The sequence below is a fragment of the Rhodosalinus sp. 5P4 genome (genome assembly GCF_041365695.1).
GTDB lineage: Bacteria > Pseudomonadota > Alphaproteobacteria > Rhodobacterales > Rhodobacteraceae > Rhodosalinus.
Map to the genome: position 1 here is coordinate 22,132 of NZ_JBGFSJ010000003.1, position 23,229 is coordinate 45,360.

22 protein-coding genes are annotated in these 23,229 nt (G+C 69.4%); 14 read left to right on the plus strand and 8 right to left on the minus strand.

All coding sequences use genetic code 11. From position 1 onward, the window contains the following. Positions 1 to 24: 24 nt before the first annotated feature. Positions 25 to 768, plus strand: coding sequence for an RlmE family RNA methyltransferase (locus tag AB6A69_RS05690; RefSeq protein ID WP_371056040.1), 744 nt, complete (start codon positions 25 to 27; stop codon positions 766 to 768). On the opposite strand, the gene AB6A69_RS05695 is transcribed toward AB6A69_RS05690, so the two are convergent. Continuing rightward, positions 749 to 1,678, minus strand: coding sequence for a GlxA family transcriptional regulator (locus AB6A69_RS05695; RefSeq protein WP_371038547.1), 930 nt, complete (start codon positions 1,676 to 1,678; stop codon positions 749 to 751). The genes AB6A69_RS05690 and AB6A69_RS05695 overlap by 20 nt on opposite strands. Positions 1,679 to 1,750: 72 nt before the next feature. On the opposite strand from AB6A69_RS05695, the gene AB6A69_RS05700 reads away from it, so the two are divergent. The 6 genes from AB6A69_RS05700 to AB6A69_RS05725 all read left to right on the plus strand — a co-directional run bounded on the left by AB6A69_RS05700 (position 1,751) and on the right by AB6A69_RS05725 (position 10,210). Next, positions 1,751 to 2,659 (plus strand): 3-keto-5-aminohexanoate cleavage protein, encoded by a 909-nt coding sequence (locus AB6A69_RS05700; protein WP_371060058.1) that lies wholly within the window; start codon positions 1,751 to 1,753, stop codon positions 2,657 to 2,659. A gap of 148 nt (positions 2,660 to 2,807) precedes the next feature. After that, positions 2,808 to 4,217, plus strand: a complete 1,410-nt coding sequence (locus tag AB6A69_RS05705) for a carnitine 3-dehydrogenase (RefSeq protein ID WP_371060059.1) — start codon at positions 2,808 to 2,810, stop codon at positions 4,215 to 4,217. 4 nt (positions 4,218 to 4,221) lie between these two features. After that, positions 4,222 to 5,382 carry an acyl-CoA dehydrogenase family protein gene (locus tag AB6A69_RS05710; RefSeq protein ID WP_371060060.1) on the plus strand — a complete coding sequence of 387 codons (1,161 nt, stop codon included), beginning with the start codon at positions 4,222 to 4,224 and terminating at the stop codon, positions 5,380 to 5,382. Between the two features lie 85 nt (positions 5,383 to 5,467). Then, positions 5,468 to 7,516, plus strand: coding sequence for an acetate--CoA ligase family protein (locus AB6A69_RS05715; RefSeq protein ID WP_371060061.1), 2,049 nt, complete (start codon positions 5,468 to 5,470; stop codon positions 7,514 to 7,516). A gap of 121 nt (positions 7,517 to 7,637) precedes the next feature. Beyond that, a complete protein-coding gene (locus AB6A69_RS05720; protein ID WP_371056036.1) occupies positions 7,638 to 9,035 on the plus strand; it encodes a bifunctional enoyl-CoA hydratase/phosphate acetyltransferase in 1,398 nt (465 codons plus the stop codon). Beyond that, positions 9,032 to 10,210, plus strand: a complete 1,179-nt coding sequence (locus tag AB6A69_RS05725; protein WP_371060062.1) for an acetate/propionate family kinase — start codon at positions 9,032 to 9,034, stop codon at positions 10,208 to 10,210. Before AB6A69_RS05720 ends, AB6A69_RS05725 begins: the two co-directional genes overlap by 4 nt. Before the next feature lie 67 nt (positions 10,211 to 10,277). On the opposite strand, the gene AB6A69_RS05730 is transcribed toward AB6A69_RS05725, so the two are convergent. Then, a complete protein-coding gene (locus AB6A69_RS05730) occupies positions 10,278 to 10,721 on the minus strand; it encodes a MarR family winged helix-turn-helix transcriptional regulator (protein WP_371038540.1) in 444 nt (147 codons plus the stop codon). 816 nt (positions 10,722 to 11,537) lie between these two features. On the opposite strand from AB6A69_RS05730, the gene mbhE reads away from it, so the two are divergent. The 7 genes from mbhE to mnhG are packed head-to-tail and all read left to right on the plus strand — an operon-like array spanning position 11,538 to position 17,246. Beyond that, complete coding sequence (gene mbhE, locus AB6A69_RS05735; protein WP_371060063.1) at positions 11,538 to 13,799, plus strand: hydrogen gas-evolving membrane-bound hydrogenase subunit E; 2,262 nt, start codon at positions 11,538 to 11,540, stop codon at positions 13,797 to 13,799. After that, entirely contained in the window at positions 13,796 to 14,215 is a 420-nt protein-coding gene (locus AB6A69_RS05740) for a Na+/H+ antiporter subunit B (RefSeq protein ID WP_371038538.1), read from the plus strand. Before mbhE ends, AB6A69_RS05740 begins: the two co-directional genes overlap by 4 nt. Further along, positions 14,215 to 14,577: a Na+/H+ antiporter subunit C gene (locus tag AB6A69_RS05745; RefSeq protein ID WP_371060064.1), complete on the plus strand. Its 363-nt coding sequence runs from the start codon at positions 14,215 to 14,217 to the stop codon at positions 14,575 to 14,577. Before AB6A69_RS05740 ends, AB6A69_RS05745 begins: the two co-directional genes overlap by 1 nt. Then, positions 14,574 to 16,088: a Na+/H+ antiporter subunit D gene (locus AB6A69_RS05750; protein WP_371060065.1), complete on the plus strand. Its 1,515-nt coding sequence runs from the start codon at positions 14,574 to 14,576 to the stop codon at positions 16,086 to 16,088. Before AB6A69_RS05745 ends, AB6A69_RS05750 begins: the two co-directional genes overlap by 4 nt. Further along, a complete protein-coding gene (locus AB6A69_RS05755) occupies positions 16,085 to 16,564 on the plus strand; it encodes a Na+/H+ antiporter subunit E (RefSeq protein ID WP_371060066.1) in 480 nt (159 codons plus the stop codon). The genes AB6A69_RS05750 and AB6A69_RS05755 overlap by 4 nt, the downstream gene beginning before the upstream one ends. Continuing rightward, complete coding sequence (locus AB6A69_RS05760) at positions 16,564 to 16,863, plus strand: monovalent cation/H+ antiporter complex subunit F (RefSeq protein ID WP_371038534.1); 300 nt, start codon at positions 16,564 to 16,566, stop codon at positions 16,861 to 16,863. The genes AB6A69_RS05755 and AB6A69_RS05760 overlap by 1 nt, the downstream gene beginning before the upstream one ends. Beyond that, positions 16,860 to 17,246 carry a monovalent cation/H(+) antiporter subunit G gene (mnhG, locus tag AB6A69_RS05765; protein WP_371060067.1) on the plus strand — a complete coding sequence of 129 codons (387 nt, stop codon included), beginning with the start codon at positions 16,860 to 16,862 and terminating at the stop codon, positions 17,244 to 17,246. The genes AB6A69_RS05760 and mnhG overlap by 4 nt, the downstream gene beginning before the upstream one ends. Here the strand turns inward: mnhG and AB6A69_RS05770 are convergent. Genes AB6A69_RS05770 through AB6A69_RS05795 form a run of 6 tightly spaced genes read right to left on the minus strand, consistent with a single transcriptional unit; the run spans position 17,243 to position 23,153 of the window. Then, a complete protein-coding gene (locus tag AB6A69_RS05770) occupies positions 17,243 to 17,653 on the minus strand; it encodes a Na+/H+ antiporter subunit G (protein WP_371038532.1) in 411 nt (136 codons plus the stop codon). The genes mnhG and AB6A69_RS05770 overlap by 4 nt on opposite strands. A gap of 10 nt (positions 17,654 to 17,663) precedes the next feature. Next, positions 17,664 to 17,933, minus strand: coding sequence for a K+/H+ antiporter subunit F (locus tag AB6A69_RS05775; protein ID WP_371038531.1), 270 nt, complete (start codon positions 17,931 to 17,933; stop codon positions 17,664 to 17,666). Further along, on the minus strand, positions 17,930 to 18,421 hold the full coding sequence (locus AB6A69_RS05780) for a Na+/H+ antiporter subunit E (protein ID WP_371056031.1): 492 nt from the start codon (positions 18,419 to 18,421) through the stop codon (positions 17,930 to 17,932). Before AB6A69_RS05780 ends, AB6A69_RS05775 begins: the two co-directional genes overlap by 4 nt. Positions 18,422 to 18,425: 4 nt before the next feature. Beyond that, on the minus strand, positions 18,426 to 19,949 hold the full coding sequence (locus AB6A69_RS05785; RefSeq protein WP_371060068.1) for a monovalent cation/H+ antiporter subunit D: 1,524 nt from the start codon (positions 19,947 to 19,949) through the stop codon (positions 18,426 to 18,428). Beyond that, the gene (locus AB6A69_RS05790; protein ID WP_371056029.1) at positions 19,946 to 20,305 is read right to left on the minus strand and encodes a Na+/H+ antiporter subunit C; all 360 of its coding nucleotides are present in this window, start codon (positions 20,303 to 20,305) and stop codon (positions 19,946 to 19,948) included. The genes AB6A69_RS05785 and AB6A69_RS05790 overlap by 4 nt, the downstream gene beginning before the upstream one ends. Before the next feature lies 1 nt (position 20,306). Next, positions 20,307 to 23,153 (minus strand): monovalent cation/H+ antiporter subunit A, encoded by a 2,847-nt coding sequence (locus tag AB6A69_RS05795; protein WP_371060069.1) that lies wholly within the window; start codon positions 23,151 to 23,153, stop codon positions 20,307 to 20,309. Between the last annotated feature and the right edge of the window lie 76 nt (positions 23,154 to 23,229).

Consider the following 23,229-nt stretch of genomic DNA (forward strand, 5'->3'; position numbering starts at 1 on the left):
CCGGCGAGGGATGGAAGGACTGCCATGACACGACGCAAGGGCACATCCGGACGCGGCCAGCGCGACCTGACCGTGAAGGTGAAGACCGCGCGGGGGCGCAAGCTGTCCTCCACGCGCTGGCTTCAGCGCCAGCTCAACGATCCTTACGTGAAGCGCGCGCGCGACGAGGGGTATCGCGGCCGCGCGGCCTACAAGATCAGCGAGATCGACGACAAGTACCGCTTCCTCGTTCCGGGGGCGCGGGTCGTGGACCTCGGCTGCGCGCCTGGGGGCTGGAGCCAGGTGGCCGTCGCGCGCGTGAACGCGCTCGGCCAGAAGCCGGGCAAGGCGCGGGGGCGCGTGCTTGGGATCGACCTGCAGGAGGTGGACGCGATCCCGGGCGCCGAGCTGCACCGGCTCGACTTCCTGGAAGAGGGGGCCGACGACCGGGTGAAGGCGTGGCTCGGCGGCAAGGCCGACGTGGTGATGTCGGACATGGCCGCCGCCGCCTCCGGGCACAAGCAGACCGATCACCTGCGGATCGTGGCGCTTTGCGAGGCGGCGGCCGAGTTCGCCTTCGACGTGCTGGAGGAGGGCGGCACCTTCGTGGCCAAGGTGCTCGCGGGCGGGGCGGAGCAGGGGCTTCAGGCGCTCCTCAAGCGGCGCTTCGACAAGGTGGCCAACGTGAAGCCGCCCGCCTCGCGCGCGGACAGTTCGGAAAAATTCGTGGTCGCGACCGGGTTCCGGGGCCCGGCCGGCGACGGCGACGCTAGCGGCGAAGCGCGCTGATGCTTTCGCCGTAGCGCGCGCGGAAGGCGCGGGCGAGGGCGGCCGGGTCGGCATAGCCGCAGCGCAGCGCGATCTCGCTTACCGGTGCGGCACCCGCCTCTGCCATCTGCCGCGCCGCCGAGAGGCGAAGGTGGCGGTAGACGCGGCCCGGCGCCGCGCCGAGCTCGGCGTGGAAGCGCCGGTCCAGCGTGCGGCGCTGGCAGCCCAGCCGCCGCGCCAGCAGCTCTATCGGCAGGGGCGCCTCCAGATTGTCGCGCATGAGGGCGAGCGCCCGACCGACAAGCCCCGCGGGCGGCGCGCCATCCGCGTCGCGCCGTTCGCGGGCGAGGAAAAGCCCCTCGATCTCGAGCGCCGGGGCCTCGCCCAGATGCGCGCGCACCAACGCCAGCGCCATCTCGTAGGCCGACATCGCGCCCGCGCAGGTCAGCCGCCGCCCGTCCGAGACGACGCGCGCCCGCAGCGCCTCCACCCGCGGGAAGCGTTCGGCGAAGCTTTCGAGCGCGTCCCAGTGCACGGTCGCGCGCCGCCCGTCGAGCAGCCCTGCCGCCGCCAGGAGCCAGGGCCCCGTGTCGAGCCCCGCGACCACGCCCGCGCGCCCGGCAGCCGCGCGCAGCGCGCGGCGCGTGGCCGGCGTGTCCAGCCGCTCGGGCGCGTAGCTCGCCAGGACGAAGAGGTAATCCACCGCGCGGGGGCTTGCGGCCGCGTCGGGCATCATGCGCAGCCCGCTCGAACTGGTCACTGGCGCGCCGTCGATCGTGACGAAGCGCCAGCGATAGGCGTCCCGCCCTGCGAAGGTGTTGGCCGCGCGCATCGGTTCGATCGCGTTGGCAAGGCAGAGGTTCGAGAAGCGGTCGAAGACGAGGAGGTCGATCTCGACCGGGCGCGATGCGCCGACTGTCCATTCCGGCATGATGATTGTCGCATACCGCAAGGACGCATGCCGCGCCAGCACCCTAGCATCGCACTGGACCCGGAGGATGCCATGCCGCTCGAAATGTCCCGCGAGGTTTTCGTCACCTGCGCCGTCACGGGCTCCGGCTCGACCCATGACCGGAGCCCGCACGTCCCGCGCTCACCCGCCGAGATCGCCGGGAGCGCCATCGCCGCCGCGAAGGCCGGCGCCGCCATCGTGCACTGCCACGTCCGCGATCCCGAGACCGGCGCGCCCGCCCGGGACCTCGCCCTTTACCGCGAGCTGACCGAGCGCATCCGCGCCGCGGACACCGACGTGGTGCTGAACCTGACCACCGGCATGGGGGGCGATCTGGTCTTCGGCGGCCCGGAGACGCCCCTGCCGCTCGCCCGGGGGACCGATATGGCCGGCGCCTCCGAGCGCCTCGCCCACATCGCCGAGTGCCGCCCCGAGATCTGCACGCTCGATTGCGGCACCATGAACTTCGCCGAAAAGGACTACGTGATGACCAACACGCCCGGCATGCTCCAGGCGATGGGCAAGGGCATCACCGATCTCGGCGTGAAACCCGAGATCGAGGCGTTCGACACGGGCCATCTGTGGTATGCGAAACAGCTCGTCGCTGACGGCAAGATCACGCCCGACGTGCTGGTGCAGCTCTGCATGGGCGTGCCCTGGGGCGCGCCGGACGATCTGAACACGCTGATGGCGATGGTGAACAACATCCCCGAGGGCTGGACCTTCTCGGCCTTCTCGCTGGGGCGCAACCAGATGCCCTATGCCGCCGCCGCCGTGCTCGCCGGCGGGCATGTCCGCGTCGGGCTGGAGGACAATCTCTATCTCGAGAAGGGCGTACTCGCCACCAACGCCCAGCTCGTCGAGAAGGCGGTGGGCATCGTCGAGGGGCTGGGCGCGCGGGTGATGACGCCCGCGGAGGTGCGCGAAAAGCTCGGCCTCAAGAAGCAGGACATGGCATGAAGCGCGTCGCTCGACTGTCCCGGTGCTGCGCGTGCGGAGGGCGGGGCGTCGCCCCGCGGAGGGCCGCGTCTCACCCGGCGCGTGCCAGGGTGCCGGCCAGAGCGGCGCGGATCGCCCGCGGCGCCGTCGGGACGGGGGCGTTCGCGCGATGACCGGAACGGCGGCCATCATAGGCGGCGGCGTCATCGGCTCTGGCTGGGCCGCGCGCTTTCTTCTCAACGGATGGGACGTGCGCGTCTTCGACCCCGACCCGGACGCGGAGCGCAAGATCGCCGAGGGTCTCGCCGCGGCGCGGCGCGCGCTGCCGATGCTCTACGATGTGGCACTGCCCGCCGAGGGCCGGCTCGATTTCGCGGGCAGCATCGCCGAGGCGGTCGCGGATGCGGACTGGATACAGGAAAGCGCCTCCGAACGGCTCGACCTGAAGCACCGGGTCTTCCGCGAGATCGAGGCGGCGGCGCCGGAGGCGGCGCTCATCGGCTCCTCCACCTCCGGGTTCAAGCCTTCCCAATTGCAGGAAGGGGCGGCCCGGCCCGGCCGCATCTTCGTCGCCCATCCGTTCAACCCGGTCTACCTTCTGCCGCTGGTCGAGCTCGTGGGCGGCGCGAAGGCCGAGCCGGACACCATTGAGAAAGCGTCCGAAATCCTTTCCGCGGTCGGCATGTTGCCACTGCGCGTGCGCGGCGAGATCGACGCTCACCTCGCCGATCGCTTTCTCGAGGCCGTGTGGCGCGAGGCGCTCTGGCTTGTGAAGGACGGCATCGCCACGACCGCAGAGATCGACGACGCGATCCGGATGGGCTTCGGCCTTCGCTGGGCGCAGATGGGACTTTTCGAGACCTACCGCCTCGCCGGGGGCGAACAGGGGATGCGGCATTTCCTGGCCCAGTTCGGCCCGGCCCTCGAATGGCCATGGACGAAGCTCATGGACGTGCCCGCGCTCGACGATGCGCTGGTGGAGGAGATCGCCACGCAATCGGACGCGCAATCGGGGCACATGACCATCGGGGAGCTGGCGCGTCTGCGCGACGACAATCTCGTGGCACTCCTGCGGGCGCTGAAGGCGCGCGGCGCGGCGGCGGGCCGGGTGGTCGGCGAGCACGAGGCGCGCCTTCGGCCCACCCCCGTGGTCGGCGCCCTGATGGAGACCCAGCGCCGGGTCGTCCCGGTGGACTGGACCGACTACAACGGGCACATGAACGAGGGCCGCTACGGGCAGGTCTTTTCCGACGCGGCCGAAACGGTCCTCGCCGCCATCGGCGCGATGGAGGCCTACGTCGCCCGCGGGCTCAGCTATTTCACCGTCGAAACCGACATAAGGTACCTTGCCGAAACCCTTGCCGGTGAGGAGATTTCCGTGGAAACGCGTGTCACGCAGGGCGAAGGCAAGAAGCTGCGGCTCTTCCACGAGATGAAGCGCGCGACCGACGCGGCGCTTCTGGCGACCTGCGACCAGCTGCTCATCCACGTCAACCTCGCGACGCGGCGCGCCTGCGCGCCCGAGCCCGAGGTCGCCGCCGCCATCGCGCGGCTCGCCGCCACCCGGGCGGGGGGATGAGCGCATGCAGCTGGGCCTGAGCGAAGAACAGGAGATGATCGTCGCCACCGTGCGCAGCTTCGTGGAGCGCGAGATCCATCCCCACGAGGCGGAGGTGGAGCGCACGGGGGTCGTGCCCCCGGAACTCGCAGCGGAGATCCGGCGCAAGGTCATCGAACTGGGCTTCTACGCCTGCAACTTTCCCGAAACGGTCGGCGGCGCGGGGCTTTCGCATCTCGACTTCGCGCTGGTCGAGCGCGAGCTTGGCCGGGGCTCGATGGCGCTCACCCATTTCTTCGGGCGTCCGCAGAACATCCTGATGGCCTGCGCGGGAGAGCAGCGCGAGCGCTACCTCCTCCCCGCGGTGCGGGGCGACCGGATGGACGCCCTCGCCATGACCGAGCCCGAGGCGGGCTCGGACGTGCGCGGCATGAAATGCTCCGCCCGGCGGGTGGATGGCGATTGGGTGGTGAACGGCACAAAACACTTCATCTCCGGCGCGGATCATGCCGATTTCTTTATCGTTTTCGTCGCAACCGGCGAGGACGACACGCCCCACGGTCCGAAGAAGCGCATCACCGCCTTCCTCGTCGACCGCGGCACGCCGGGCTTCACCGTGCGCGAGGGATACCGGAGCGTCAGCCACCGGGGCTACGCGAACTGCATCCTCGACTTCGACGACTGCCGCCTGCCGGACGCGCAGGTCCTGGGCGAGGTGGACGGCGGCTTCGAGGTCATGAACACATGGCTCTACGCGACCCGGATCACCGTCGCGGCGATGGCCGTGGGCCGCGCCCGGCGCGCCTTCGACCTCGCGCTCGATCATGCCGCGGCGCGCTGGCAGTTCGGGCAGACGATCGGCCGCTTCCAGGGCGTGTCCTTCCAGCTCGCCGACGCGGTGACCGAGATCGACGCTGCGGACTGGCTGACGCTCGCCGCCGCATGGCGGCTCGACCAGGATCTGCCCGCCAACCGGGAAATCGCATCGGCCAAGCTCTACGCCACGGAGATGCTCGCCCGCGTCACGGACATGGCGATCCAGGTCTTCGGCGGCATGGGCCTCATGGACGACTACCCGCTGGAGCGGTTCTGGCGCGACGCCCGGGTGGAGCGGATCTGGGACGGCACGTCGGAAATCCAGCGCCACATCATCGGGCGGGAGCTTCTCCGGCCGCGCGGCAGCTGACGGCCATGCGCCCGCCCGGTCCTTCTTCTTGGGAAGAAATACTCCGGGGGAGTCGCGCGGCACGCGCGACGGGGGCAGCGCCCCCATGACCGCGGCGGCCGGCCCGCGCGACCTCTCCCGTCTGCTCCGACCGCGCTCGGTCGCGGTGATCGGCGGCGGCTGGGGGCGCGCGGTGGTGGCCGCGCTCGATGCCATGGGCTTTCCGGGCGAGGTCTGGCCGATCCACCCGACGGCGCCCGAGATCTCCGGCCGCCGCACATTCGTCAGGCTCGAGGATCTGCCCGGCCCGCCCGACGCGGCCTACGTCGCCATCAATCGTGGCGCCACGGTCGCGGCGGTGCGGCGCCTGTCGGAGCTGGGCGCCGGCGGGGCGGTCTGTTTCGCCTCGGGCTTCGCCGAGGCCGAGGCCGAAAGCACGGGATCGGGCACCTTGCAGCGGGCGCTCGTCGACGCGGCCGGCACAATGCCGATCATCGGCCCCAACTGTTACGGTTTCGTCAATTATCTCGACGGCGCGCTTCTCTGGCCGGACCAGCATGGCGGGGTGCGCGTGCCGACGGGCGTCGCCATCGTCACGCAAAGCTCCAACATCGCCATCAATCTCACCATGCAGGCGCGGGCACTGCCGCTGGCCTACGCGGTCACCGCGGGCAACCAGGCGCAGACGGGCCTGGCCGAGATCGCGCACGCGCTCGCGGCGGATCCGCGGGTGACGGCGCTCGGCCTGCATGTCGAGGGTGTCCGCGACATCGCCGCGTGGGAGGCGCTCGCCGCCTGGATCCGGGCGCGGGGGCTGCCCGTCGTGGTCCTGAAGGCGGGCCGCTCGACCGAGGCACGGGCCGCCACCCTGTCGCACACCGGCTCGCTCGCGGGCGACGCGGCGGGTGCGCGGGCCTTCTTCGCGCGGCTGGGGTTTGCCGAGGTCGAAACCCTGCCGGGCTTCCTCGAGGCGCTGAAGCTCGGGCACATGACGGGCGGTCTTGCCCGGGGCGGCCTTGCGGCGCTGTCGAGTTCGGGCGGAGAGGCGAGCCTCGCCGCCGACGCGGGGCTTGCGCGGGGCCTGGCCTTCCCGGCGCTGACGGACCCGCAGCGCGCCCGGCTGCGCGCGGCGTTGGGACCGATGGTGGCGCTGGCCAACCCGCTCGACTACCACACCTATGTTTGGGGCGACGCCGGGCGCATGGCCGAAACCTTCGCCGCGATGGACGGCCCCCACCTCGCCGCGATGGCCGTCATCGCCGATTTCCCGCGCGCCGATCGCTGCGAGACGGCGGGCTGGGACTGCGTCGTCGCAGCGGCGCTCGCCGCGCGGGCGCGCGTGGCGCGCCCGCTCCTCGTGGTCTCAACCCTGCCCGAAGGCATGCCCGAACCGGTCGCAGCGCGGCTGATGGCGGGTGGCGTCGTGCCGATGGCGGGACTTGAGCCGGCGTTCGAGGCTCTCGCTGCATTCGCCCGCGTCGCGGGCGCGCCCGTGGCGCCTGCGCCGCTGCTCCACCCGTGTGCGGGGCGCGCGGCGCCGCGCCTTCTGTCGGAGGCGAAGGCCAAGGCGGCGCTTGCCGCCCACGGGGTGCCGGTGCCCCGGGGCGAGACGGTGGAGGGTCCGGCCGCCGCGGGGCTGGCGGCCGGCCGGCTCGGCGGCCCCGTGGCGGTCAAGGCGCTCGGCATCGCCCACAAGAGCGAGTCCGGCGCGGTGGCGCTCGGCCTCTCCACGCCCGAGGCGGCGCGAAGGGCGGCGGCGGGGATGCCGGGGGCGCGCTTTCTCGTCGAGGAGATGGTGGAGGACGGTGTGGCGGAACTCCTGCTCGGTGTCACCCGCGATCCGGCGCATGGTTTCGTGCTGACGCTCGCCGCCGGCGGGGTGCTGACCGAGCTTTTGGCCGACAGCGCCAGCCTTCTGGTCCCCTCGGGCGAGGACGAGATCGCCGCGGCGCTCGACGGGTTGCGCGCCGCGCCGCTCCTCGCGGGGTATCGCGGCCGCCCGCCCGCGTGCCGGGCCTCGATCCTCGCCGCGGCGATGGCGCTTCAGCGCTTCGTCGCGGCCGAGGCGCACCGGCTCGTCGAGGTCGAGATCAATCCGCTGATCTGCGCGCCGACGCGCGCGGTCGCGGCCGATGCGCTCGTCCGTTTCGGCTGAGGCCGTCACGCCGGCGTCATGGGGGGTTCCTATCGTCGCGTGGGGGCGGCATCCTGCCGGTGCGGGCGGCGCGCGCCCCCGCCAAAGGCACCACGGCACACCGGGTTAGGGCGATCGACGCATGCTGATCGAGAACAAGACCTTCGACGAGCTGTCCGTCGGCGACAGCTCCGAGCTCAAACGGCTTTGCACGCAGGACGACATGGTGATCTTCGCCAACGTCTCGGGCAATCACAATCCGATGCACCTGGTAGATCCCGACGGGGAAGGGCCGAGGGAGCCGCCGGCGCCGTCCATGTTCATCGCCTCCCTCATCTCGGCGGTGATCGGCAACGTGCTTCCCGGGGCGGGCACGCTCTACCGCAGCCAGACCCTGCATTTCTGTGGCCGCGCCCATGCCGGCGAGGAGCTGGTGAGCCGGGTCCGGGTCATCGCGAAGGACGCGGCCGAGGGCACCGTGACGCTCGAGACGGAGGTGCGCCGCGCCGGCGACGACGCGCTCGTCACGACGGGCGAGGCGGTGGTCGAGGCCCCGCGCGAGAAGATGAGCTACGACGACCGCGATCTGCCGGGGCTCGTCGTTCAGCGCCACCGCCATTTCGAGGAACTCTTGCGCCGCGCCGAGCCGCTGCCGCCGCTGCCCACGGCCGTGGTCTGTCCCGAGGAGGCGCTTTCGCTCGGCGGCGCGCTGCTCGGGATGAAGCACACGCTCATCACGCCGATCCTCGTGGGGTGCGCCGACAAGATCCGCGCGACGGCCGAGGAGATCGGCGCCGACCTGACGGACATCGAGATCGTGGACGAGGCCGATCACGCCGCCGCCGCGCGCCGCGCCGTGGCGCTGGTCCACGAGGGCCGCGCGGGCGGCGTGATGAAGGGGCATCTGCACACCGATCAGCTGCTCCGCCCGATGGTCGACAGGGAAAAGGGGCTGCGCGGCGACCGGCGCTTCACCCATGTGTTCGTCATGGACGTGCCGGGGCTCGGCCACCCGCTTCTGGTGACCGACGCGGCGATCAACATCTCCCCCGATCTGCGCGTCAAGGTCGACATCGTCCAGAACGCCATCGACGTGGCGCGCTCGATCGGCATCGAGACGCCGAAGGTGGGCGTGCTGTCGGCGACGGAAAACGTGAACCCGGACATGCCGTCCTCGATCGACGCGGCGCTTCTGTCGAAGATGGCGGATCGCGGGCAGATCACGGGCGGTTTGGTGGAGGGGCCCCTCGCCATGGACAACGCGGTCGACATCGGCGCGGCGCGCACCAAGGGCCTGAAGTCGCCGGTGGCCGGTCACGCCGAGGTGCTGGTCGCCCCCGACATCGACGCGGCGAACATGCTGGCCAAGCAGCTCACCTTCATCAGCCACGCCGAGGGCGCGGGGCTGGTGCTGGGCGCGCGCGTCCCGGTGATCCTGAACTCGCGCTCCGACGACGACATGTCGCGCCTGGCCTCCTGCGCGGTGGCGGCGCTGCACCACGCGCGCATCACCGGCAAGACGGCGGAGGACGCGGAATGACGACCCATGCGCTGACGGTCAACGCGGGGTCGTCCTCGCTCAAGTTCGCGCTTTTCGCGCTGGATGGACTGTCCTGCCGCGCGACCGGCCTTGTGGACCGGATCGGCGGCGACGCGACGCTGGAGCTCTCCGACGACACGGGCGCCGTCCTCGCCCAGAGGGATCTGGGCGGGCGGGGTGCCGATCACGCTGAGGCGCTTCGCGCGGCCATCGACGCGGTGCGCGAGGCCTTCGCCGATGCGGAGGTCGCCGTGGTGGGCCATCGCATCGTTCACGGCGGCACGGACCACGACCGTCCGGTGCGGCTCGACGACGACGTGATCGCGGGGTTGAAGGCGCTCGAACCCTTCGCGCCCCTGCATCAGCCGCACAACCTGGCCGGGGTGGACGGCGCGCGCGCGGCCTTTCCCGAGGCGGTGCAGGTGGCGTGCTTCGACACCGCGTTCCACCGCCGCCACCCCTTCGTCAACGACGTGTTCGGCCTGCCGCGCGAGTATTACGAGAAAGGCGTGCGCCGCTACGGCTTTCACGGGCTGAGCTACGAGTTCATCGCGAGCGAACTCGCCCGCACGGCGCCCGACCTGCACGCGGGCCGCGTTGCCGTGGCGCATCTCGGAAACGGCGCGTCCATGTGCGGCATCGTGGGCGGGCGGTCCGTGGCCTCGACGATGGGCTTCACCGCGCTCGACGGGCTGCCGATGGGGACGCGGTGCGGCCAGCTGGACCCTGGCGTCGTGCTCTACCTGTTGGAGGTAGAGGGGCTCGACGCCGCCGCGATCTCCGACATGCTCTACCGGCGCTCGGGGCTGCTGGGGCTTTCCGGGATCAGCAACGACATGCGCGCGCTCGAGGCGTCGGAGGATCCGCGCGCCGACGAGGCCATCGCCTATTTCACCTTCCGCATCCGGCGCGAGCTCGGAGGGCTGGCCGCGGCCATGGAAGGTCTCGACGCGGTCGTCTTCACCGGCGGGATCGGAGAGAACTCCGACCGCATCCGCCGCGAGGTCTGCGCGCCGATGGGCTGGCTCGGGATCGATCTCGACGAGGGGGCCAACGCGGCGCATGACCGCGTGGTGAGCGTGGGCGACGCAGCCGTGACGGTCATGGTCATTCCCACGAACGAGGAACGCGTGATCGCCCGCGCGGCGGCGGACGCGATCAAGGGCGGCGGCTGAGTGCCGAGCCGTCCTGCCGGTCGAAACCTGTCGCGCAAATGGGCCACGCGCGCCCCGGACGAACCGCTCAGTCGTCCTGGAGCGGCGGCATCCCGACGAACTTGCGCAGAAGGCGGATGAACTGGCGACGTTCCCGCGCGGTCAGGTGGTCCAGTTGGCGGTCGTCGTGGGCATAAAGCTCGGGCGTGGCCTTTGCGACGAAGGCGTGCCCCTCGGGCGTGGTGTAGAAAAGGACGGAGCGGCGATCCTCCGGCGGCTGGTGCCGCTCGATCAGGCGCTCCGCTTCCAGTGCGTTGAGAAGCTTCGTCATGTGCGCGAGCTTCACCCGCAGCGCCGCGGCCAGAAGCCCGTGCCGGATACCCGGGTTGCGGTCGATCAGCACAAGCGCCGAGAACATGCCCGGGCGGAGCGACCGCGGCGCGAAATCCCTGAAATAGGCGTCGAAGATCTGGATTTGCGCCAGCCGGAGCAGGAAGCCCGCCTGGCGGTCAAGCCGGTCGTAGTCCAGCATGTCCGGAACACGCGCGGGTTCGCACGTGGTGTCGATACCTCGAGCCGATCCCAACCCTGACACCCCAAGATTTTTAACGTCACACCATATATTAGTTAACGCTATAACCAGAGGTTGGATGTTACAACCTTGATATCGACCAAAATGAGATTATTGCGCGATATCCGGCGCAAATTGGAACATATGTTCGCATAGTCGCCCCGGCGCCGGTGAACCGTTCCAGCTTGCCGGTGCCATTCGCGCCTGCGCCGCGTCGAAAAAAGCGTGCTCCGCGGCCGCGTTCACGCGTCGGGCGCGGCGTCCTGTCCGGAAGCGGGCTGGCCGGGTTCGGTCTGGCGCGTCCTTCGCGCCGTGCCGGCCTCATGGCTTACCCGGTGCCGTCCGAAGCCCGAGCGTGCGGCGCCAATATGCGGTACGGACACCGCGCGGGTCTGGCGCGCCCATCACGGGCAAGCGGGTCGGTTTTCAAGACGCTCAAGAATTGGGCGGACGCCGGAAAATTCGCCTCGGGCGAAGCGGGGGCGCGCCGCGAGCCCATCGGGGATCGGCCAAGGCCCGCAGGGCTGCGGAGAGGCCATCGCCTTGCACAGGCCGTGCGCCGGACAAATCGGGCCAGACCGGCCATCGCGGAAAACCGGTTGGCAATCGCGCGCAAGAAGACCTATCTCTCGCGCTCAGCGGAAGCACGCCTCGAAGACGGTGCGGGACAGGCGAGGGTCATTCGATGCCTATCGGTAACCTGGTGCGGGACTGCGGTCCTGGCGGTTTGTCGGACGACCTGCGGAGTCGCGCCAAGGGCACCGGGGCAAAATCCTGATGGCCGGAGCCGAGACCTCGGGAAAACCGGCCGGGAACGGCGCGGCGGGCGTGCTGCCAATCCTGCTGGCCGCCGGCCTCTTCGCCGTCTTCATGTCGACCGTGCCGGACGTGGCGCGGGGCGAGGTCCTTCGCTGGCAGCTCGACTGGGTGCCTTCGCTGGGCATCTCCTTGGGCATCCTGCTGGATGGGCTGGCGCTGACCTTCGCGCTGTTGATCTCCGGGATCGGCACGCTGGTGCTGCTCTATTCCAACACCTACCTGGCCGGGCACGCGCACTACGACCGATTCGCGCTCTACCTCACGTCCTTCATGCTCTCCATGCTGGGGCTCGTGCTGGCGGACGACCTGATCACGCTGTTCGTGTTCTGGGAACTGACCACGCTCACCTCCTACCTGCTGATCGGCTTCTCGCACGAGCAGGAGGGCGCGCGCCGCAACGCGCTGCAGGCGCTGCTGGTCACGGCCGCGGGCGGGCTTGCCTTTCTCGCCGGCCTGATCCTGCTGGGCTTCGCTGCCGGTACCACCTCGCTGGCCCAGATCGTGACGCAGGGCGAGGACCTGAAGGCCCATGCGCTCTACCTGCCGATCCTGGTGCTGATCCTGATCGGCGCCTTTACCAAATCGGCGCAGGTGCCGTTCCACTTCTGGCTGCCCAACGCGATGGCGGCGCCCACGCCGGTCAGCGCCTTCCTGCACTCGGCCACGATGGTGAAGGCGGGCGTCTACGTCATGGCGCGGCTGCACCCGCCGCTTTCGGGCACCGATGTCTGGCTCTGGACACTGACGATCTTCGGCGCCGTCACGGCGGTCTATGCCAGCATCCTTGCGCTGCGGCAGACCGACCTCAAGCAGGCATTGGCCTATACCACGCTGATGGCGCTCGGCACGCTCACGCTCTTCCTGGGGCAGGAGTCGGGCTATGCGATGACGGCGTTCGCGACCTTCCTCGTCGTTCACTCGCTCTACAAGGCCGCGCTCTTCCTGGTGGTGGGCTGCATGGACAAGGCGACCGGCACGCGTGAGGCGGACCTGCTAGGCGGCCTCGGCCGTGCGATGCCGGTGACGGCCGTGGCCGCGGCGGTGGCGGCGATGTCGATGGCAGGCTTCCCGCCGCTTCTGGGCTTCATCTCGAAGGAACTGAAATACGCGGGCGCGCTCGCCGTGGCCTCCGAGCCGGTGCTCGTTGCGGGGTCCATGCTGCTGTCGAACGCGCTGATGATGGCGGTGGCCGGTGTCGTCGCGCTCCGTCCCTTCTGGAGCCGGTCGGGCGAGATGCCGCGCACCCCCCGCGAGGCGCCCTGGCAGATGCTGGCGGGGCCCGTGATCCTCGCAGGGCTCGGGGCGCTTTTCGGGTTGCAGCCCGATCTGCTGCAACAGGCGCTCGTTCAGCCCACGGTCGTCTCGCTCACCGGGGAGGTCGGCGAAGTGAAGCCGCTACAGCTTTGGGCCGGTATCAACATGCCGCTCATCCTGAGCATCGCCACCTTCGCGCTCGGGATCGTGCTCTATCTCGCGCATCGGTCGCTGCGCCGGGGGCTCGCGGCGGTGTTCGGCAGACTGCCCAGCCTCGACGCGGGCTGGGACCGCCTGCTCGACGGCCTGAAGGCGCTTGCGGGCTGGCAGACGGGCATCATCCAGAACGGGCAACTGGGCACCTATCTGGCCGCCACCTTCGCCACCATTCTGGCGGGGCTCGTGGGCACGATGCTGTGGGCCGGGCTGCCCGAGATCGCGCCCGCCCCGGTTCCCCCCACATGGCAGCAGGCAGCCATCGCCGCGCTGATCCTCGCCGGCGCCGCGCTCGCCATGGTCACCAACTCGCGCATCGCGGCCATAGCAGGGCTGGGCGCCGTCGGCATCGGCGTGGCGCTGGTCTTCATCCTTTACGGGGCGCCCGACGTGGCCATCACGCAGCTTCTGGTCGAAACGCTGGTCGTTGTCCTGCTCGCGGTGGTGATGCTGCGCCTGCCGGCGCTGACACCCGACCGGTTCCGCGCGGGCCACGCGGCGCTTGCGGCGGGGCTGGGCGCGTCGGTCACGTTGATCGTGCTCGCCGTGCTCACCGTGCCCTTCGATCGGCGTCTTACCGAGTACTTCGAGGCGGCGAGCTGGCCCGAGGCGTTCGGACGCAACATCGTCAACGTCATCCTCGTCGATTTCCGCGCGCTCGACACTTTCGGCGAGATCGCGGTGGTGGTGATCGCGGCGCTGTCGGCCTATGCGCTGCTGCGCCAGTCGGGAAAGGGAGCCGAGAAATGAACTCCATCCTGCTGCGGGCGGGCACCCGCTATCTGGCCGCGCTGCTCATGCTCTTCTCGATCTACATGCTGCTCAGGGGGCACAACGAGCCGGGCGGCGGCTTCATCGGCGGGTTGATCGGCGCCACGGGCTTCGTGCTCTACGCCATTGCCGTGGGCACGCAGGACGCGCGCGCCGCGCTGCGGCTGGAGCCGCAGGGCATCGCCATGGCGGGGCTTGGCATCGCTCTTGCCGCGGGGCTTGCCGCGGCGCTTTTCGGCGACGTGTTCTTCACCGGGCAGTGGCTGTTTCTCGGTGCCACCGAGGATGACAAGGGCCTGCCGCTTTCGACGGTTCTGGTCTTCGACATCGGGGTCTATCTGGTCGTCTTCGGCTCGGTCCTGACGCTGGTCTTCGCGATCGAAGAGGAGGTCTGATGGAGCTTCTGCTCGCCATCGTCTGCGGTGCGCTGGTCGCCGCCGCCGTCTACCTGATGCTGGCGGGCGACATGCTGCGCTTCGTCTTCGGCCTGCTTCTGATGTCGAACGCCGCGAACCTGGTGATCTTCACCGGAGGCCGGCTGACCGAAGGCGCGCCCGCGCTGATCGCCGAGGGCGCCGACGCGCCCGCGGGCATGGTCGCGAACGCCCTGCCGCAAGCGCTGGTGTTGACCGCCATCGTGATCGGTTTCGGGCTTTTCGCCTTCGCGGTCGTGCTTCTTCTGCGCGCCTGGACCGAGCTCGGGACGCTCCGGGGCGACGAGATGCGGCTGGCCGAGCCCGAGGAGGACGGGCGGTGAGCTGGCTTCTCGTCCTTCCCATCGCGATCCCCTTCGTCACGGCGGTCGCGGCCTTCCTGTTGCGGGCGGATGCGGCTGGGCGCTGGATATCGGTCGGGGGATCGGCCGCCGCGCTGCTGGCGGCCGTCGCGCTCATGCAGGAGGTGCTGGCAGAGGGCGTGCTCTCGGCCCAGATGGGCAGCTGGCCCGCGCCCTTCGGCATCACGCTGGTCGCGGACCTCCTGGCGGCGGTCATGGTTCTGATCACCGCGATCGTCGGCCTCGCGGTCGCGGTCTATGCGCTGGCCGACATCGAGCCCAGGCTCGAGCGGCTGGGCTTTCACGCGCTCTACCAGGTCTTGCTGGCGGGGGTGACGGGCGCCTTCCTGACCGGCGACCTCTTCAACCTCTACGTCTGGTTCGAGGTCATGCTGATTTCGTCCTTCGGCCTTCTGGTGCTGGGCGGGCGGCCCGAGCAGATCGACGGCGGCGTGAAATACGTGGCGCTCAACCTCGTCTCGACACTGTTGTTCCTGACCGCCATCGGCGTGATCTACGGGGTCACGGGCACGCTCAACATGGCCGACCTGTCGCAGGCGACCGACACGCTCGCGCCCGAGCTCATGACGCTGATCGCGATGCTCTTCATGATCGCCTTCGGGATCAAGGCGGCGGTCTTTCCGCTCTTCTTCTGGCTTCCGGCCTCCTACCACACGCCGGCCTTCGCGGTCTCGGCGGTCTTCGCCGGGCTGCTGACCAAGGTCGGGGTCTATGCGCTCATCCGCAGCTTCACGCTGATCTTCGACCACGACACGGGCACCACGCACACCGTGCTGCTGTGGGTCGCCGGGCTGACCATGGTGACGGGCGTTCTGGGGGCGGCCGCGCAGAACGAGATGCGCAAGATCCTGTCGTTCCACATCGTGAGCCAGATCGGCTACATGATCATGGGGCTTGCGCTGCTCACGCCGCTCGCGCTTGTCGGTGCCGTCTTCTACCTCGTGCACCACATCATCGTGAAGGCGAACCTCTTCCTGATCGCGGGGGTCGCGCAGCGGCTGACGGGAAGCGAGGCGCTGGCGCGGATCGGCGGGCTTTACAAGTCCGCGCCGCTCCTGGCGCTGCTGTTTCTCGTGCCGGCCTTCTCGCTGGCAGGCTTCCCGCCGCTTTCGGGCTTCTGGGCCAAGTTCCTGCTTGTGCGGGCGGCGCTCGAGGTGGAGGGCTGGGTGATCGCGGGGGTGGCGCTGGCCGTCGGGCTGCTTACCATCTACTCGATGACCAAGATCTGGGCCGCCGCCTTCTGGGAGCCGCATCCCGACGGAATCTCCCCGACGCTCGACCGTCTGGACGGACCGGCGCGGGGCGCGCTTCTGCTGCCGATCGCGGGGCTCGCCGCGCTGACGGTCGTGATCGGTCTCTTCCCCGAGCCTTTCGTGGTCTTTGCCGAGCGGTCGGCCGAGCAACTGCTCGATCCCTCGGCCTATGTCGCCGCGGTGCTGGGCACGCCTGTGATGCCGGGAGGAGCCGAATGAACGCGTTCGGCATCAACCTGCTGCTGGCTGTCGTCTGGGTGGCGCTGACCGGGTCCACCACGCTGAGCGGCCTTCTGACCGGCTTCGTGCTGGGCTTCGGCGTGCTCTGGATGGTCAAGCCGCTGACCGGCGAACGGCTCTATTTCCGACGCGTTTTCGCCTGGGTGCGCCTGGTGGTCATGTTCCTCTACGAACTGGTGGTCTCCAGCCTCGCCGTGGCCTGGGACATCGTCACGCCGAAAGAGCGCGCGCGCCCGCAGATCATCGAGGTGCCGCTCGACGTGACCTCGGACGTGGGCATCCTGCTTGTCACCAACCTGATCTCGCTCACCCCCGGCACGCTCAGCCTGGACGTGAGCCGCGACCGCAAGACACTGGCGGTGCATGCGATGTTCGTGGACGATCCGGACGAACTCTGCGCCCAACTCAAGCGCGGCATGGAGCGGTGGGTGATCGACGCGGTGGAGGGAGAGTGATGGAATCGTTCTACACGCTCGCACTGGACGCCGGGCTGGGCATGATCGTGCTGTCGGTGGCGCTGATCTTTGCGCGCCTCGTGCTGGGGCCAAGCCTGCCCGACAGGGTCGTGGCACTCGACATGATGACGGTGGCGATCGTCGCGTTCTGCGGCCTCGCCGCGATCCGCTACGACACGCCGGCTTTCCTCGACGTGGCGCTCGTGCTGGCGCTGGTGAGCTTCCTCGCCACCGTGGCGCTGGCCCGTTTCGCGGAGCGGCAGCGCATCCGGCGCGACGAGGGAAGGAGCGGACGATGACGCAAGCTGTCGTGGCCGGACTGGTGCTGCTAGGCACCGCCTTCGGGCTTCTGGGGGCCGTGGGGCTTCTGCGGATGCCCGACGTGCTCGTGCGGATGCACGCCTCGACCAAGCTCGCCACGCTGGCCTGCGGGCTTACGCTCGCCGCCGCCGCGGTGCATTTCGGATCGGCGGACGTGACCATTCGCGCGGTGGCGATCCTGCTTTTCCTGCTGCTCACCGCGCCGCTTGCCGCGCACATGATCGGCCGTGCCGCGGTCACGACCGGCGTGCCGCTATGGCGCGTCACGGCGCCGGACTGGCTTTGCCGCACCCGTGAGGCGGCGGGGGACGACGAACCAACCGACGCCGAAGATCCGCGGGACGATCGGCCGGATACCTAGCGCACGCGCTCCGGCGCGCCGTCGGCCTCGGCCTCCAGGCGCGCGCGCTCCTCGTCGCTCTCGAAACTGGCCCAGGGACGGCCGGTGCCGGTGGACGGCAGCGTGGTCGGCCGCTCCTGCCTGTGAATGTGTGTCTTGGCGATGAATTGTGCCGTGACGGGCGCCGTGAGAAGCAGGAAGATCGTGATCAGCAGCTCGTGCAGCGAGGCCTTGCCGTCCACGAAGAGGAAAAACAGCATCGAGGCGATCAGGACGCCGCCCACGCCCAGCGTCGTCGCCTTCGTGGGGGCGTGCAGCTGGCGCATCGAGCCCCGGAGCTTCACCAGCCCGTAGCTGCCCACCAGCCCGAAGATGCCCCCGATCACGAGGAAGGCCGAGATCGCGATTTCCACCCAGACATTCGTCATGCCGCTCTCCTCATTCGATCACGTCGCCGCGCAGGATGTAGCGCGCATAAGACACGGTAGAGACGAAGCCCGTCATCGCGATCAGCATCGACGCCTCGAAATAGACCTGAGTGTCGAGCGCCACGTCGTAGAGCGCGATCAGCGCGATGGCGTTGATCACCAGCGTGTCCAGCGCGAGAATCCGGTCACCGGGATTCGGGCCCATCACGATGCGGTAGAGATTGAACAGTGCGGCCAGCCCGAAGCAGCCGAAGGCGAAGGCAAGGGCGATCTCGATCATTCGAACAGCTCCTTCAACCGGCGTTCGTAGCGGTGCTTGATGGTGTCGCGCACCTCGTCCGGGTCGTCGGTGTCCAGGCAGTGCACCAGCAGCGCCCGCCCGCAGGCCGACAGGTCGCTCGACAGCGTGCCGGGCGTCATCGTGATGGTGCCCGCGAGAAGCGCGATGGCCTCGGGCGATCGGATGTCGAGCGGCACGGTCACCCACTGCGAATTGATCCGCGAATTCGGCTTGAAGAGGATGATCGCCGCGACCACGACGTTGGCGACCACGATGTCCCAGAGCACGATCAGGATGTAGGCCACGGCGACGCGTAGGCTCTTCAGCCGGACCCGGCCGGGCCAGTAGGGCGCGGTGAAGAACGGGATCACGACGCCCAGGATCGTGCCCATGACCAGCGCGTTGAGCGACAGGTCGTTGATGAGCAGCAACCATACGACGATCAGCGCCAGCGTCAGAAGAGGGTGGGGCAGGAACCGCCGTTGCATGGTCTCAGCCTTCGATATCGCTGCCGAGCACGGCAGAGATGTACGTCTGCGGTGCATAAAGCTGGGCCGCGGTGTTGTCGAGATAGGATGTCACGGGGCCGGCGAAGAGCGTGAGCGCCACGATGGCCCCGAGGAGAACGAAGGTCGACGCGGCGGGCAGCGCGATCGCCGGTGCGGGCCCGGCCGGCGGCGCGCCATCCGCGGGCGCCTCCAGCTTCCAGAAGATGCGGCTGCCGCCTTGTGCGAGGCCCAGGATCGCGATCAGCGTGCCGCCCAGGATGGCCGTCCAGATCAGCCAGGCAAGCGGCGCGTCGCGCACCGCGTCGAGGATCAGGAGCTTGCCCACGAAGCCCGACAGCGGCGGCATGCCCGCCACCGCGATGGCGGCTCCGAAATAGAGCGCCGTGACCAGCCCGCCCTGCGCCATCGCCGGGGCAGGGCGATAGGCGTCGCCGCCCGCGCGCCGCTCTCGAACCATGTCGACGACGAGGAACAGAAGGGCGCCCGCCAGGGTCGAATGCAGCATGTAATAGAGCGTGGCCGCCGCCGTTTCCTGCGTGAAGATCGCCATCGCGCTGAAGAGCGTGCCCATCGAGCCGATCACGGCGAAGGCCGCGAGCCGCCCCAGCCCCGAGGCACCGAGGATCCCGATCATGCCCACCGCCAGCGTCGCGAGCGCCGCGGCGAGCAGGAGCCCCGACAGGAGCGCTGCCATGGCGTCGTTGGCGGAATGGAAGATCAGCGTGTCCACCCGCAGGATCGCGTAGGCGCCCACCTTGGTCATCACCGCAAAGAGCGCGGCGACCGGCGCGGGCGCCGAGGCGTAGGTCTCGGGCAGCCAGAAATGCAGCGGCAGCAGCGCGCTCTTGATCGCGAAGACCATCAGCAAGAGAACCGCGCCCACGAGCAGGAGCGCCGTGTCGCCGCCCGTGATCCCGCCCACGCGCCCGGCCATGTCCGCCATGTTCAGCGTGCCGGTCACCGCGTAGAGGATGGCGAGAGCGAAAAGAAAGAGCGTCGAGCCCAGCAGGTTGTAGATCACGTACTGCACGCCCGCGCGCAACCGCCGCCCGCCGCCCCCGTGGATCATCAGCCCGTAGGAGGCGATGAGCAGCACCTCGAAGAAGACGAAGAGGTTGAAGAGATCGCCGGTCAGGAAGGCGCCGGAAATCCCCATGAGCTGGAACTGGAAAAGCGCGTGGAAGTGCTGTCCGCGGGCATCCCAGCCGCTGCCGACGGCATAGAGCACGACCACCAGCGCGATCGCGGCGGTGAGCATGAGCATCATCGCCGAAAGCCGGTCCAGCACCAGCACGATGCCGAAGGGCGCGGACCAGTCGCCCAGCTCGTAGACGCTGACGGTGCCATCATGCGCCATCGCCATGAGCACCACACCCAGGCCCGCCAGCGCCACGGTGCCGGCGATGGAGAAGATGCGCTGAAGGTCGAGGTGGTGGCGCAGCGCCAGCACGAGCACCGAGGCCATGAGCGCCGGAAGCACGACCGGCAGGATGATCCAGTGGCTCATTGTCCGGCCTCTTCCTCGGCGTCCGGGCCGTTGTCCATGTCCATCCGGTCGGACCGCGTGCTGAGATAGGCGCCGAGCGCCAGAAGCACGACGACCGCCGTCATGCCGAAGGAGATCACGATCGCCGTCAGCACCAGCGCCTGCGGCAGGGGGTCCGTGTAGACGCCGGCGCCGGTCTTGTCGATCAGCACCGGCGGCGCGTTCAGCATCAGCCGGCCCGAGGCGAAGAGAAAGACGTTGACCGCATAGGACAGCAGCGCGATGCCCAGGATCGCCGGAAAGGTCCGTCGCCGCAGCACCAGGTAGATGCCCGCGGCGGTCAGCGTGCCGATCCCGAGTGCGACCAGTGCCTCCATCTCAGTCCTCCTCGCCGCCGGGCCGGCCGCGTAGCGGGTTCACGTCCATCGCGTGCACGTTGACCTTCTCGCCCGTCCGTCGCGCCACGCTGGACAGGCTGGCCAGCGCCAGCATCACCGCGCCCAGCACGGTCAGGAACACGCCGAGGTCGAAGAGCATCGCGGTGGCGAGTTCAAATTCCTCGAGCGGCGGCATCTCGACGTAGCCGAAGGCACTGGTCAGGAAGGGCATCCCGTTGAACCAGGCGCCGAGGCCCGTCAGGATGGAGATCAGCACGCCGAGGCCGATGACGGTATGGTAGGGCAGGCGCCGGCGTTCTTCGGCCCAGGCGAAGCCAGAGGCCATGTATTGCATCAGAAGCGCGATCGCCACGACGAGGCCGGCGATGAAGCCGCCCCCCGGCTCGTTGTGGCCGCGCAGGAAGACGTAGACGCCCACCATCAGCGCCATCGGCATCATCACCCGCGTCGCGATGACCATGAGAAGCGGGTGCCGGTCGCCGGCCTCCCGCCGCGCGCCCTTCCAGTTTGCCAGCCAGTCGGCGCCGGGACCGCGCAACACCTGCTCGGTGAGCGCGAAGATGACCAGTGCCGCGATGCCGAGCACGATGATCTCGCCGAAGGTATCGAAGCCGCGGAAGTCGACGAGAATCACGTTGACGATGTTGCTGCCGCCCGCGCCCTTGTAGGCGTTGGCGATGTGATACTCCGAGATCGCGGGCAGCGCGAAATCCCGAGTCAGCATGGCGAAGGCCACGACCGCCACGCCGAGACCGCCAAGACCCGCGATCACGCCATCGCGGATCTTGCGCGACATGCTGTCCTCGGGCGGGTCTTCCTGCGGAAGAAAGTTCAGCGCGAGCAGCAGAAGGATGATCGTGACCACCTCGACGGAAAGCTGCGTCATGGCGAGGTCCGGCGCGGAGAAGTAGATGAATCCGATCGCCACCACCAGGCCCACGACGCCCAGCAGCACCAGCGCGACGAGCCGGCGCCGGTGCAGCACCACGAGCGTGGCGGTCGAGACTACCAACAGCGCCACGGCGATCGCGGGCAACAGGCTCACCGGCAGCAGCGCGCGGGTCGGCGGCCCGGCTTCGCCGTTGCTCCAGGCGATCGCGCCCGCACCCAACGTTGCGAGGGTCAGGATCGCGGCATAGCGTGTCATCGCCCCGTCATGCAGACCGTCGGTCACGCCCCGCGCGCCGCGCGTGGCCGCGCCCACGACGACGTCGAAGATCGCCTTGGCGTAGGGCGGCCCGGCCCGGCGCCAGCCCGTTGCCAGCGGCCGATGCAGCGCGAGCAGCAGGGCACCGCCAAGGATGGCCGCGACCGAGATGTAAAGCGCGGGCGTGAACCCGTGCCAGAGCGACAGGTGGGCATGCGGATGGCCGCCGGTGATCGCCGCCGCCACAGCGTCGACGAACGGGGTGACGAGCGCCGGGAAGAGCCCCGTGACAACAACGACGAGCGCCAGGAGACCGGGACCTGCCCACATGCCGAACGGCGGGTCATGCGGGGGCTTCGGATAGTGCTCGCGCACGGGGCCGAAAAAGACGTGCACGAGGAAGCGGAACGAGTAGGCCACCGAGAAGAGCGCGCCCAGCCCCGCCAGAGCGGGCAGCAGCCAGGGCGTGCCGGCCCAGACGGTATGTGTCGCCTCCTCCAGCATCATCTCCTTGGAGATGAAGCCGTTGAGCGGCGGTATGCCGGCCATCGACAGCGCGGTGAGCGCTCCGATCGCGAAGGTGGTGGGCATCAGCTGCCGGAGCCCGCCCAGCCGCGGGATGTCGCGCGTGCCCGTCTCGTGATCGATGATCCCGGCCGTCATGAATAGCGCGGCCTTGAAGCTTGCATGCGCGAGGATGTGCACCGTCGCCGCCAGCGCCGCCGCCTCGGTCCCGAAGCCAAGCAGCATGGTGATGAGGCCGAGGTGGCTGACGGTGGAGAAGGCCAGCAGCGCCTTCAGGTCGTCCTTGAAGAGCGCGATGCCCGCACCGATCACCATGGTGATCAGACCCGTCGTGGCGACGATGTAGAACCATTCCGGCGTGCCCGAGAGCACCGGCCAGAGCCGCGCCATGAGGAAAAGCCCGGCCTTCACCATCGTGGCCGAGTGCAGGTAGGCCGAGACGGGGGTCGGCGCGGCCATCGCGTGCGGCAGCCAGAAGTGGAAGGGGAACTGCGCCGACTTCGTAAAACAGCCGATCAGGATGAGGATCAGCGCCGGAAGATACCATTCCGAGCCCTGGATCGCCTCGCTGTTCTGCAAAATCACAGAGATGTCGTAGCTGCCCGCGATATTGCCGAGGATCAGCATGCCGCCGATCAGGGCAAGCCCGCCGAGGCCGGTGACCGCGAGCGCCATGCGTGCCCCCTGCCGGCCCTCGGGCAGGTGGTTCCAGTAGCCGATCAGCAGGAAGGACGAGAGCGAGGTCAGCTCCCAGAAGATGAGCAGCAGCAGGATGTTGTCGGACAGCACGATCCCCACCATGGCGCCCTGGAAGAGCAGCAGGTAGGTGAAGAACTGCCCCATCGGGTCGCTGCGGTAGAGGTAGAAGCGCGCGTAAAGGATGATCAGCAACCCGATCCCGAGGATCAGCCCGGCGAACATCAGCCCCAGACCGTCCAGCATGAGATTGACGTTCATCCCGAGCGACGGCAGCCAGGCGAGCCTGTAGTGGAACACCTCGCCCGCGATCACCGCCGGCGCGTGCAGGACGAGCATCAGCAGCGCGAGCGCGGTGGGCAGCAGGGTGAACCAGGTGCAGGTGTCGCGCCCCGCACGTATCATCAGCCCCGGCAGAAGCGCGCCGAGAAAGGGCGCCGCGACGATGAGAGGCAGCATGCTGCTTGTGGTGTCCATACCGTCCCTGCCTGTTGCCGGTCCGTTCGCGCGGGGGCTCGTTCCGTCATAGTGCGGA